Below are 11532 nucleotides of genomic sequence, written 5' to 3' on the forward strand. Positions count from 1 at the left end.
GCGATGGATCGCTCTGAGCGCATCGGTGCCTGGGTCTCTGGCGCAGCCCATGCCGGGCTGATCGGCTTTGCGCTGTTCGGCGGCGCGTTCTCGCGCCCCGAGCCGCTCGACGCGGTGCAGATGACCGAAGCCTCGACCATGACCGAGGCCGAATTTCAGGCGCTTGCGGCAGCAGCAGCAGGGGCGGGGCCGGTTTCGACCAGCTCGGCTTCGGTGCCCGCACAGCCCAAACCGCCCTCGGATGACAATGTGCTGGGCGCGCCCGAGGCGATGTCGCCGCCTTCGGCTCAGCCCGAGGCCACGACCTTGCCCTCGCCGACCGACAGCCCCGAGACCCAACCCGATCTGAGCGATCTCGCGCAGGCCACGCGTCCCGACAATGTCGCAACGGCGGCGCCGCAGCCGCAGCAACCGGATCAGAGTTCGGAAACCGCCTCTGTGCCGGATGCGGGCTCGCCGCCGAATACGCCGGACCGCCCCGAATCCGTCGAGCCGCCGCGCTCGTCGATTGCGCCCACGCAATCGGCCCGTCCGAATGCCCGCCCGACCGGGTTGGCCGAAGCGGCTTTGGCCCGTCAGCTCGCCGCCGCTCAGGCCGCCGCTGAAGCCGAGCAGATTCTGGCGCAGGAAACGGAAGCTGCGGCTGAACGTCTGGCTGCCGAGAAGCGCGAAAAGGATCGTGCGGCGGCTGCGGCTGAAAAGGCCGATCGCGATGCCGCGGCCAAGGCCGAGAAGGCCGCAGCCGAGAAAGCGGCGGCGGACAAGGCTGCGAAAGACAAAGCCGCGAAAGATCAGGCCGCCAAGGATCAGGCGGCGAAAGACAAAAAGGCTGCGGACGCGAAAGCCGCCGCCGACAAGGCTGCTGACGACAAGAAGGCGGCTGACAAGAAAGCCGCAGACAAGAAGGCAGCCGATAAGGCGTCAGCGGATCAGAAAGCCGCTGACGCCAAGGCCGAGGCTGACAAGGCGGCTGCCGAGAAGAAAGCAGCCGACAAAGCTGCAGCGGATAAAGCGGCCAAGGAAAAGGCCGCGGCCGAAAAAGCGGCGGCCGAAAAGGCTGCGAAAGAACTCGCCGCGAAAGCTGCTGCCGAAAAGGCCGCCGCCGAGAAGCGCGAGGCCGATGCCAAGGCCAAGAAAGAGGCTGACAAGGCCGCAGCCGAGGCCAAGGCCAAAGAGCAGGCCGCCGCCGAGAAGAAGGCGAAAGCCGCCGCCGAGGCCAAGGCCGCCAAAGAGGCTGCCGAGAAGGACAAGGGCTCTGCCGGTTCGGGCGGGGGTGGAACGGCTGTCAACGGTCCGCCGCTCAGCCAGGGCGAGAAGGACGGGTTCCGCGTTGCCGTCGAGGCTTGCTGGAACCGCGGCTCGCTTTCGACCGAGGCCAGCGAAACCAAGGTCTCGATCGGCTTCTCGATGGATCAGAACGGCAAAGTCGATAAGAGTTCGATGAAGCTTGCGGGCAGCTCGGGCGGGTCGGATGCGGCAGTCAAGCAGGCATATGAGGCTGGACGTCGGGCGATCTTGATGTGCGAAAAGGGCGGCTATCAGCTTCCCGCCGACAAATACAACCGCTGGAAAGATGTCATTATCGACTTCAATCCCTCGGGCTCTGCGAAGATCCACTAAGGGCATGGAACAGATGCCCGCAACCTCGTAACCTGTGATTCAGACCGCAAGAGAGACGATTCATGTTCCGTAAACTGCTTGTCACCACCGCTGTTTCCGTCGTCGCGGCTCTGGCCGCCTTGCCTGCCCTGCCAGCCATGGCGCAGGACGGCCCGCTGCGGATCGAGATCACCGATGGCGTCGTTGAACCGATGCCGATCGCCATTGCGCCCTTTCAGGATGAAGGCGGCGCCGGGCAATATCTTGAGCAGGTCCAGCGCCTGATCGCCGCCGATCTGACCGGCACCGGGCTCTTCCGCGAGATCCCGCAAAGCGCCTATATCTCGCGCCCGGCGAGCTTCGACGCGCCGATCGCCTATGAGGACTGGAAGGCGATCAATGCGCAGGCGCTGGTCACCGGCGCGGTCAGCGTCAAGGGCGGCAAGGTCGTGGTGAAGTTCCGCCTCTTTGACGTGTTCTCGGGCCAGCCGCTTGGCGATGGGATGCAGTTCGACGCGGGCACCGGCAACTGGCGCCGCGCCGCGCATAAGGCCGCCGACCAAGTCTATGCCCGCCTGACCGGCGAAAAGCCCTATTTCGACAGCCGCGTCGTCTTTGTCTCGGAATCCGGGCCGAAAAACGCGCGTCTGAAGCGGATCGGCATCATGGATTATGACGGCGCCAATCCGAAATGGATGACGGATACCTCGGCTCTGGTGCTCGCGCCGCGCTTTTCGCCCGACGGCAACCGCATCCTTTATACCTCTTATGCCTCGGGCTTCCCGCAGGTCGTGCTGATGGATGTGAACTCGCTCGCGACCCGCGCGCTGGGTGAGCAGCAGGGCACGATGAGCTTCTCGCCGCGCTTCTCGCCGGATGGACGCTGGATCGTCTATTCGCTCGAGCAGAACGGCAACACGGATATCTATCAGATGGATGCCGCGACCGGCGCGAAACGCGCGCTGACCAATGCGCCCTCGATCGAGACCTCGCCGAGCTATAGCCCCGACGGCAAGCAGATCGTCTTTGAAAGCGACCGCTCGGGCAAGCCGCAGCTTTACGTCATGTCGGCAGGCGGCGGCGAGCCGAAGCGGATCAGCTTTGGCGACGGCAGCTACGGCACGCCGGTCTGGTCGCCGCGCGGCGACTATATCGCTTTCACGCGCAAAGTGGGTGGCAAGTTCCATATCGGCGTCATGCGCACGGACGGTTCGGGCGAAAAAATGCTGACAGAATCGTTCCTTGACGAAGGCCCGACTTGGTCCCCCAATGGGCGCGTCGTGATGTTCACGCGTTCGAGCGCCGGGGACTCCGGGCAGTCGACGCTGAATTCCGTGGATATCACCGGGCGCAATATGCGTCCCGTTCAGTTCAATGGCGCGGCTTCGGACCCGGATTGGGGTCCGCTGCTGCCGTAAGGGACACATAGGTTAGGAATGTCGATGAAGAATATCACGAAACTGGCGGTGGTCTGCATGGTGCTGGGCCTTGCGGCTTGCTCGAAGCCGCAGGGTGCAGGCGGCATCAACGACCCCTATGCCAATGGCATGGGTGGAGCAGGGGCCGGCGGCGTCGGCACCGGCGTGATCGGCGCCCCGGGCAGCCCGGAATATTTCCGCTCGACCGTGGGTGACACGATCCACTTCATGCTCGACCAGTCGACGCTGTCGCCCGATGCGCGCACGACGCTGGCCAATCAGGCGAGCTGGCTGAACCAGAACCCGAACTATTCGGCCGTGATCGAAGGTCACGCCGATGAGCAGGGGACGCGCGAATACAACATCGCTCTGGGCGCACGCCGCGCCAATTCGGTTCAGGAATACCTGATCTCGCAAGGCGTTCAGGCCGGTCGTCTGCGCACGGTGAGCTATGGCAAAGAGCGTCCGCTGGCGATCTGCTCGACGGAAGATTGCTACACCAAGAACCGCCGTGCGGTGACGGTGGTCAAACCGCGGGCGGGCAGCTGATGCGCAGGCTGCTCCTCGCGGCAGGTCTTGCTCTGGTCGCCTTTGGCGCCCAGGCGCAGGACAAGCAGACGCTGGCCGACATCCGCTCGGAGCTCGGCCAGCTCTCGTCGGATCTGCAATCCCTGCGCGCCGAGCTCGCTGCTTCGGGGCAGGCGGGCTATGCGGCGGCCGGGGGCGAAAGCGCCATCGACCGCATGAATGCGATGGAGGCCGAGCTTCAGCAACTGACCGGCCAGACCGAGCAGCTGCAAAACCGCATCGACCGCGTCGTCAAGGACGGCACCACCCGCATTGGCGATATCGAGTTTCGTCTCTGCGAGATGGAGGACGGCTGCGATCTGGGCACGCTGACGACGCCTCAGCTTGGCCAGCAGCACGGCTCGGCCAATCTGCCGCCGTCGAGCCAGACCGGCATGCTTAATGGGGGGGCGACGCGCCCCTCCAAACCCTCGGCCAGCGCCGCAACCACCGCAGAGAAAGCCGATTTCGACCGGGCCCGGGGGGTGCTCGGTCAAGGTGACTTTCGTCGTGCTGCGGACCTCTTCGCGGCCGTCGCCGAAACCCATGCGGGCGGTCCACTAACCGCCGAGGCGCTGTTCCTGCGGGGGGCGGCGCTTGATTCGGCAGGCGATCTGCATGGCGCAGGTGTCGCCTGGCTCGACAGTTTTGCCGCAGATCCAATGAGCCCTCAGGCGCCCGACGCGCTGCTTGGCCTGTCCCGTGCCGAAGCCGGCACCGGAGATGCCAGGAATGGCTGCCCTTTCCTTCAGGAAATCCTCGTCCGCTTTCCCGACGTGCCTCAGGCCGAAGAGGCCGAGAAGCGCATTACGGCCTTGGGCTGCGATGCGATGGATACCGAGGTGATCGAGGATGCCGATCCCGCCGCCAATCTGCCGAGTCTGGACGATCCAGAGGCCGCGGCGGATTTCGGTTTGACCCAAGATATGCCTGATCTGCCCCTCACGGACGCGCCGCAGACTGATGCGCCCCAGCCCGATCTCCCGGCAGGTTCCGCCGCGCGGCCATGAGCGAGGCCGTCACCCTTTCCGTCACGCGAGAGCTCGACCGACTGGCCGGAGATCTGACCGCGATCGGCATCGCTCTGTCGGGTGGGGGTGATTCGACGGCGCTCATGCATCTGACCGCAGGCTGGGCGGCGGGGCGGCGGATCTGCGCGGCCACCGTCGATCACGGGCTGCGCGTCGATTCGGCGATCGAGGCGCGCGCGGCGGGGCGCGCTGCGGCCAAGCTCGGCATTCCCCATCAGATCCTGCGTTGGCACCGCGATGACGACAGCGGCAATCTTATGGCCGAGGCGCGTGCGGCGCGGCTGCGATTGCTCGCCGATTGGGCCGCAGCCGAGGGGCTCGAAGCGGTGCTTCTGGGCCATACTTTGGACGATCAGGCGGAAACCCTGCTGATGCGGCTTTGCCGGGGCGCGGGGGTCGATGGGCTTTCTGGCATGGCGCCTGCGCGTCGCGCCTGCGGCACGGTCTGGCTGCGCCCGATGCTCGGGACCAGCCGGGCGAGCTTGCGCGACTGGCTCAACAGCCACGGCCATGACTGGATCGAGGATCCCTCGAACGACAACCCGGATTTCGAGCGCGTGCGCATCCGTCAGGCGATGGAGGTGCTGGGCATTCCGGCCGCGAGCCTTGCGCAAAGCGCGGGCAATCTGGCGGTGGCGCGGCGCGCGCTTCAGGAATTCGCCTGGCAAATCGCTGGCGATCTCGAGGCAGAGCGCGGCACGCTGGTCCTGCCTTTCAACAGTTTTCTCGGCGCGCCCGAAGAGGTGCGGCGCAGGCTGGTGGTGACCGGGCTGCGCTGGATGACCGGCGCGGATTATCCGCCGCGCGGCGAAAAGGTCGCCCATGTTCTGCGCGCGCTGGAACTGGGCAGCCGCATCACGCTTGAAGGGGTGATTCTGCACCCGCAGGCCGGGCGGCTTTACCTCATCCGCGAACCGGCAGCGGCTTTGCGCGCCGCGCCGGGCCTGCCCGATGCCTCGGGCTATGCGGAATGGGACGGGCGCTGGCAGGCCTCGGGTCTCGCGCCGGGTCTCGAGCTGCGCGCGCTTGGCTATGAGGCGCTTTCATCGCTCGATTGGCGCCGCGCCGGGCTTTTGCGCGACGAGGCCGCAGCCTCTCCTGCGCTGTGGAAAGGCGAGCGACGGATCGCCGCACCCTTGCTCGAACCGGCCAGTCTGGCGGGTTTTGGCCCGCTTCGTGCCATGAGGGATTTCCGCGCAATGCTCTTCTCGCATTGAACCTTGCGCCGGAATCCCTATTTTCAGGTCTAAGCACTCAATCCCGCGGAGGATCTGCCTTTGGGCAACGCGCGTAATATCGCCTTCTGGGTGGTTCTGTTTCTGATGATCTTGGCGCTGTTCAATCTGTTCAGCGACGGCGGCAGCCAAACCAGCGGCCGTCAGATCAGCTATTCCGATTTCATTCAGCGTGTCGACAAAGACCAGATCTCTGGCGTGACGATCGACGGCGAAAAGATCGGCATGACGACGAAGGACGGCTCCCAGTTCACCACCATCCGCCCACAGGGCGAAGAGGTGGCCGACCGGCTGATCTCCAAGGGCGTCGATGTCCGGGTCCAGCCGCAACAGCAATCGGGCTTCCTGTCGCTTCTCGGCGTCTGGCTGCCCTTCATCCTGCTGATCGGCGTCTGGATCTTCTTCATGAACCGGATGCAGGGCGGCGGCAAAGGCGGGGCGATGGGCTTTGGCAAATCGCGCGCAAAGCTGCTGACCGAAAAGCATGGCCGCGTGACCTTTGACGATGTCGCTGGCATCGACGAGGCCAAGGAAGAGCTGGAAGAGATCGTCGAATTCCTGCGCAACCCGCAGAAGTTCAGCCGTCTCGGCGGCAAGATCCCGAAAGGCGCGCTGCTGGTCGGCCCTCCGGGCACCGGTAAGACGCTGCTCGCTCGCGCGATTGCGGGTGAGGCGGGCGTGCCCTTCTTCACCATCTCGGGTTCGGATTTCGTCGAAATGTTCGTCGGTGTCGGCGCAAGCCGCGTCCGCGACATGTTCGAGCAAGCCAAGAAATCGGCGCCCTGTATCGTCTTCATCGACGAGATCGACGCGGTCGGTCGCGCACGCGGCGTCGGCATCGGCGGCGGCAATGACGAACGCGAGCAGACGCTGAACCAGCTTCTGGTCGAGATGGATGGTTTCGAGGCCAATGAGGGCATCATCATCGTTGCTGCGACCAACCGCAAAGACGTGCTCGACCCCGCGCTGCTGCGTCCGGGCCGCTTCGACCGCCAGATCTATGTCGGCAACCCAGACATCAAGGGCCGCGAGAAGATCCTGAACGTCCATGCGCGCAAGGTTCCGCTGGGGCCGGATGTCGATCTGCGCATTATCGCGCGCGGCACGCCGGGGTTCTCGGGCGCCGATCTGATGAACCTCGTGAACGAGGCCGCTCTGATGGCGGCTCGGATCGGGCGTCGCTTTGTCGCGATGGAAGATTTCGAGAATGCCAAGGACAAGGTCATGCTGGGGGTCGAGCGTCGCTCGATGGTGCTGACGCCCGAGCAGAAGGAAAAGACCGCCTATCACGAGGCTGGCCACGCCGTTGTCGGTCTCTCGCTGCCGAAATGTGACCCGGTCTATAAAGCCACGATCATTCCGCGCGGCGGTGCCCTTGGCATGGTCGTCAGCCTGCCCGAGATGGACAAGCTGAACTACCACAAGGATGAGGCCAAGCAGAAGATCACCATGACCATGGCCGGCAAGGCCGCCGAAATCATCAAATATGGTGAAGAAGGCGTCTCGAACGGTCCGGCGGGCGATATCCAGCAAGCCTCGGCCTTGGCGCGCGCCATGGTGATGCGCTGGGGCATGTCCGACAAGGTCGGCGCGGTCGACTATGCCGAAGCGCATGAGGGCTATCAGGGCAATACCGGCGGCTTCTCGGTGTCGGCTTCGACCAAAGAGCTGATCGAGCAGGAAGTGCGCGATCTGATCGAGGACGGCTATCAGGAAGCCCGCCGCATCCTGATCGAGAAAGAGGTCGAATTCGAGCGTATGGCCAAGGGTCTGCTGGAATACGAGACCCTGACCGGCGAAGAGATCGGCCGCATCCTGCGCGGCGAGGCTCTGGGCGGGGATGACGACAATACGCCGAATTCAACGGTGCCCGTTGTCGCCTCGGTCCCGAAGATCGAGCCGCAGCGCCCGGCAAGCGATGCCACGCCGCAGCCGCAGGGCTGAATGATCGGCTGAACGCACAGCAAAACCACCAGAACCCCGGCCAAAGCGCCGGGGTTTTTCTTTGGCTAAAGCATCAGGATCATCCCCGCGCAAAGGCCCAAGCCAAGGCCGAAGCCGATCGAGATCACCAGTGTCGCCGCGTTCATGCGCCCTCCGTCACGCTGCATTGACCTCAGTCTGGCGCATGGACCTTTCGCAAAGATTGACGCGCAGGCAGATCGCGTGGGTCTTGCGTGATTTTGGCGCAGATTGCGTGAAATCCGATCTGCGGGGCTTGCTCCCAAGGCGGGGCGCGTGCATTTCAGACGCATGAGCATCGACACGCCCCTCCCGCCCGAGTCTCGGATGCACGATCTGCGCAAACGGATCGATGCTTTGGACAGCCGTCTGGTCGCCCTTCTGGCCGAACGCTCGCGTCTGATCGACGAGGCGGCGGCGATCAAGCTTCAGGAAAACCTGCCCGCGCGCATCTCGACCCGGGTCGAGGAGGTCGCGCTGAACGCCCGCCGTCGGGCCGAGGTCGAGGGGTTGAATCCCGAACTCGCCGAGCGCCTTTGGCGGCTGATGATGGAGTATTTCATCGCGCAGGAAGACGCCGTTCTCTCGCCCGATCCGTAGGGCGCAGATTTCGCGCCGTCCCTGATCAATCGTCGAACAGCGTTTCCTGCTGGCTGCGTGGCATGTCCAGCCCAAGATGACGCCAGCCCTTATGCGCCAGCATCCGCCCGCGCGGCGTGCGCGCAATCAGGCCCTGCTGCATCAGATAGGGCTCGATCACCTCTTCGATGGCATCACGGCTTTCCGACATCGCGGCGGATAAAGTTTCGACGCCGACCGGCCCCCCGCCATAGTTTTCCGCCATCAGCGCCATATAGCGCCGGTCGGCGGCATCGAGCCCCAGATCATCGACGCCCAGCCGGGTCAGCGCCGAATCGGCGATCTCTCGTGTCAGACGGCCATCGCCTTCGACCAAGGCAAAGTCGATCACCCGGCGCAACAGCCGCCCGGCGATGCGGGGTGTGCCACGGGCGCGGCGGGCGATTTCCAGCGTGCCCGCGGGCTCTGACGGGATGCCCATCAGCCGCGCGCCGCGGCGCACGATCTCGTCCAGCTCGGGGATGGTGTAGAATTGCAGCCGGGTCGGAATGCCGAAACGGTCGCGCAAGGGCGTGGTCAGCATCCCAAGCCGCGTTGTCGCGCCGACCAGCGTGAAGGGCTGCAGCTCGATCCGCACGGTCCGCGCGGCAGGGCCTTCGCCGATGACCAGATCCAGCTCGAAATCCTCGAGTGCGGGATAAAGCACCTCTTCGACCGAGGGGTTCATCCGGTGGATTTCGTCGATGAACAGAACGTCGCGCGCTTCCAGATTGGTCAGGATCGCCGCGAGATCGCCCGCCCGCGCCAGAACCGGGCCCGAGGTCATCTTGAAGTTCACGCCCAATTCGCGCGCCATGATCTGCGCCAATGTCGTCTTGCCCAACCCCGGCGGGCCGTGAAAGAGCGTGTGATCCATCGCCTTGCCGCGCATCCGCGCGCTTTCGATGAAGACGCGCAGATTGGCGCGGGCCTCGGCCTGACCGATGAAATCCTCGAGCATCTGCGGGCGCAGCGCGCGATCCTCGCTGTCGCCGTCCATCGGTTCGGGGCGAAGGGTCGGGTCGGGTTTGCTCATCGCGCCATGGCCTGCAATCTGGCGATCCGGTCTTCGGTCGCGGGGTGGGTCGAGAAAAGCCGGTCGGCGCGCAGCGCGTGCAGCGGATTGATGATGAACATCGGCGCCGAGGCCGGGTTGCGTTCGGCGGGCACGTTGACGGTGCGCCCCGCCGCATTGGCGATCTTGGCCAAAGCCGAGGCGAGCGCCAGCGGACGCCCGGTGATCTCGGCCGCGCCGCGATCCGCCTCATATTCGCGGCTGCGCGAGATCGCCATCTGGACAAGCCCCGCCGCAATCGGCGCCAGCACCATCGCGATGATCCCGCCAAAGCCGCTGCCCTGATTGTCGCGGTTGTTGCCGCCCATCATCGAGGAAAACATCAGCATATTGCCAAGCATCGAGATCGCGCCCGCAAGCGTTGCCGTGACCGTCATGGTCAGGGTGTCGCGGTGCTTGATATGGGCGAGCTCATGGGCGATGACGCCCGCCAATTCGTCGCGGGTGAGGGCGCGCAGAATGCCCTCGGTCACGGCGACGGCGGCGTTTTGGGGGTCGCGGCCGGTGGCAAAGGCATTCGGCTGCTCGGTTTGCAGGATGTAAAGCGCGGGCATCGGCAGCTCGGCGCGGCGCGCCAGATCCGCGACCAGATCAAAGAGATCGGGGGCCTGTTCGCGCGAGATCTGGACCGCGCCTTGCTGATTCAGCACCGCCTTGTCGCTGTTCCACCACGCCCAGAGATTGGTCCCGCCCGCAAAGAGCAGCGCGATGATCATGCCGCCCTGACCGCCGATCAACCCGCCGATCGCCATCAGAATGGCCGTCATCACGGCCATCAGGATGAAGGTGCGCAGGTTCCCGAGGTTCAGATAGCCCATGCTCATTCCTTGGGCGCCAGCGCCCGCAAGGCCGCCCGGATCAGGGCCGGCGTGGTGGCAGACGGATCATTGGCCGAGGCTTCGGCGACGGCAGAGGCCGCCTCGGAGGGCGCATAGCCAAGGTTCGAGAGCGCCGAAAGCGCCTCGGCGCTGGCAATCGCGGCCAGATCGGGACCGGGGGCCGCGCGGGGCTTTCTGGGCTTCGGCGCGGGGGCGTCGGCATCGGTATTGGCCTCGATCACCTCATCGCTCTCGAGCGCGGGCGAGCCGCCAAGCGTTGCGCCGAGCGCCATGATCGCCGGGGCCTTGTCCTTCAACTCCAGCACCACGCGTTGCGCGAGCTTGGGGCCAACGCCCGGCGCGCGGCGCACCGCCGCGCCATCGCCAAGCGCAATCGCGCGCGCAACGCCATCGGTGCCAAGCGTGCCCAGAATCGCCAGCGAGACCTTGGCCCCCACGCCCTGCACCGAGGTCAGAAGCTTGTGCCATTCCTTTTCGAGCAGGCTGGTGAAGCCGTAAAGTTGCAGCAGATCCTCGCGCACCACCAATTCGGTAAACAGCGCCACCGCCTCGCCGACGCGGGGCAGGCTGGCGGCGGTGCGCTCGCTGACATGGACGATATAGCCCACGCCGCGCACGTCGATCAGCGCCTGATCGAGCCCTTTGTGGATGATGATTCCGGCAATCCGTCCGATCATGAAGCAACCTTGATCCGCAAAGCGCGGCCTTGAAGATGATGGGCGTGGCAAATCGCCACGGCAAGGGCATCCGCCGCATCCGGCCCGGCAAGCTGCACGCCGGGAAGCTGGAAGCGGACCATATGCTGGATCTGCTCCTTGGCGGCATGGCCCACACCGACCACGGTTTTCTTCACCGCATTCGGGGCATATTCGCCAATCGGAATGCCGGATTCGGCGGGCGCGAGCAAAGCGATGCCGCGCGCTTGGCCAAGCTTCAGCGTGCCGACGGCGTCTTTGTTAACAAAGGTTTGCTCGACCGCTGCCGCATCGGGATTGTGCTGGGCGATGACCTCGCGCAGGCCGCGATAAAGCACCACCAGACGCTCGCCCAATTCGCCCTGTTCGGAATGGACGATGCCATTCGCGATATGGCGCAGCCGAGGGCCGTCAACCGAGATCACGCCCCATCCCATGTTGCGAAGTCCCGGGTCGATGCCAAGGATGATCATGCCTGTACCCTTTTTCCCCA

At 65.1% G+C, this 11532-nt stretch carries 11 protein-coding genes; 7 read left to right on the top strand and 4 right to left on the bottom strand.

All coding sequences use genetic code 11. The annotated features are described in order from the left end of the window. Window positions 1-3: 3 nt before the first annotated feature. From JCM7686_RS02145 to JCM7686_RS02175, 7 genes are all read left to right on the top strand, one after another. On the top strand, window positions 4-1620 hold the full coding sequence (locus JCM7686_RS02145) for a hypothetical protein (RefSeq protein ID WP_020949222.1): 1617 nt from the start codon (window positions 4-6) through the stop codon (window positions 1618-1620). 62 nt (window positions 1621-1682) lie between these two features. After that, window positions 1683-3017, top strand: coding sequence for a Tol-Pal system beta propeller repeat protein TolB (gene tolB / locus JCM7686_RS02150; RefSeq protein ID WP_020949223.1), 1335 nt, complete (start codon window positions 1683-1685; stop codon window positions 3015-3017). A gap of 24 nt (window positions 3018-3041) precedes the next feature. Continuing rightward, complete coding sequence (gene pal / locus JCM7686_RS02155; protein WP_020949224.1) at window positions 3042-3566, top strand: peptidoglycan-associated lipoprotein Pal; 525 nt, start codon at window positions 3042-3044, stop codon at window positions 3564-3566. Next, window positions 3566-4594, top strand: coding sequence for a tetratricopeptide repeat protein (locus tag JCM7686_RS02160; protein WP_020949225.1), 1029 nt, complete (start codon window positions 3566-3568; stop codon window positions 4592-4594). Before pal ends, JCM7686_RS02160 begins: the two co-directional genes overlap by 1 nt. Beyond that, the gene (gene tilS, locus JCM7686_RS02165) at window positions 4591-5832 is read left to right on the top strand and encodes a tRNA lysidine(34) synthetase TilS (RefSeq protein WP_020949226.1); all 1242 of its coding nucleotides are present in this window, start codon (window positions 4591-4593) and stop codon (window positions 5830-5832) included. The genes JCM7686_RS02160 and tilS overlap by 4 nt, the downstream gene beginning before the upstream one ends. A gap of 60 nt (window positions 5833-5892) precedes the next feature. Continuing rightward, entirely contained in the window at window positions 5893-7794 is a 1902-nt protein-coding gene (gene ftsH, locus JCM7686_RS02170; RefSeq protein WP_020949227.1) for an ATP-dependent zinc metalloprotease FtsH, read from the top strand. 345 nt (window positions 7795-8139) lie between these two features. Beyond that, window positions 8140-8412, top strand: a complete 273-nt coding sequence (locus tag JCM7686_RS02175) for a chorismate mutase (RefSeq protein ID WP_041527074.1) — start codon at window positions 8140-8142, stop codon at window positions 8410-8412. A 25-nt stretch (window positions 8413-8437) separates the two neighbouring features. Here JCM7686_RS02175 and ruvB read toward each other — a convergent pair whose 3' ends face one another. The 4 genes from ruvB to ruvC are packed head-to-tail and all read right to left on the bottom strand — an operon-like array spanning window position 8438 to window position 11512. Beyond that, window positions 8438-9466 carry a Holliday junction branch migration DNA helicase RuvB gene (ruvB, locus tag JCM7686_RS02180; protein ID WP_020949229.1) on the bottom strand — a complete coding sequence of 343 codons (1029 nt, stop codon included), beginning with the start codon at window positions 9464-9466 and terminating at the stop codon, window positions 8438-8440. Continuing rightward, entirely contained in the window at window positions 9463-10323 is an 861-nt protein-coding gene (gene htpX / locus JCM7686_RS02185) for a zinc metalloprotease HtpX (protein WP_020949230.1), read from the bottom strand. The genes ruvB and htpX overlap by 4 nt, the downstream gene beginning before the upstream one ends. Window positions 10324-10325: 2 nt before the next feature. Beyond that, the gene (gene ruvA / locus JCM7686_RS02190; protein ID WP_020949231.1) at window positions 10326-11021 is read right to left on the bottom strand and encodes a Holliday junction branch migration protein RuvA; all 696 of its coding nucleotides are present in this window, start codon (window positions 11019-11021) and stop codon (window positions 10326-10328) included. Further along, a complete protein-coding gene (ruvC, locus tag JCM7686_RS02195; protein WP_041527075.1) occupies window positions 11018-11512 on the bottom strand; it encodes a crossover junction endodeoxyribonuclease RuvC in 495 nt (164 codons plus the stop codon). Before ruvC ends, ruvA begins: the two co-directional genes overlap by 4 nt. Window positions 11513-11532: the final 20 nt, after the last annotated feature.

The organism is Paracoccus aminophilus JCM 7686, from assembly GCF_000444995.1.
Taxonomy (GTDB): Bacteria; Pseudomonadota; Alphaproteobacteria; order Rhodobacterales; family Rhodobacteraceae; genus Paracoccus; species Paracoccus aminophilus.

Excerpts from the sequence above, each read along its gene's own strand:
- JCM7686_RS02145 (WP_020949222.1), top strand. The coding sequence starts at position 4 with ATGGATCGCTCTGAGCGCATCGGTGCCTGGGTCTCTGGCGCAGCCCAT.
- tolB (WP_020949223.1), top strand. The coding sequence starts at position 1,683 with ATGTTCCGTAAACTGCTTGTCACCACCGCTGTTTCCGTCGTCGCGGCT.
- pal (WP_020949224.1), top strand. The coding sequence starts at position 3,042 with ATGAAGAATATCACGAAACTGGCGGTGGTCTGCATGGTGCTGGGCCTT.
- JCM7686_RS02160 (WP_020949225.1), top strand. The coding sequence starts at position 3,566 with ATGCGCAGGCTGCTCCTCGCGGCAGGTCTTGCTCTGGTCGCCTTTGGC.
- tilS (WP_020949226.1), top strand. The coding sequence starts at position 4,591 with ATGAGCGAGGCCGTCACCCTTTCCGTCACGCGAGAGCTCGACCGACTG.
- JCM7686_RS02175 (WP_041527074.1), top strand. The coding sequence starts at position 8,140 with ATGCACGATCTGCGCAAACGGATCGATGCTTTGGACAGCCGTCTGGTC.
- ruvB (WP_020949229.1), bottom strand. The coding sequence starts at position 9,466 with ATGAGCAAACCCGACCCGACCCTTCGCCCCGAACCGATGGACGGCGAC.
- htpX (WP_020949230.1), bottom strand. The coding sequence starts at position 10,323 with ATGGGCTATCTGAACCTCGGGAACCTGCGCACCTTCATCCTGATGGCC.
- ruvA (WP_020949231.1), bottom strand. The coding sequence starts at position 11,021 with ATGATCGGACGGATTGCCGGAATCATCATCCACAAAGGGCTCGATCAG.
- ruvC (WP_041527075.1), bottom strand. The coding sequence starts at position 11,512 with ATGATCATCCTTGGCATCGACCCGGGACTTCGCAACATGGGATGGGGC.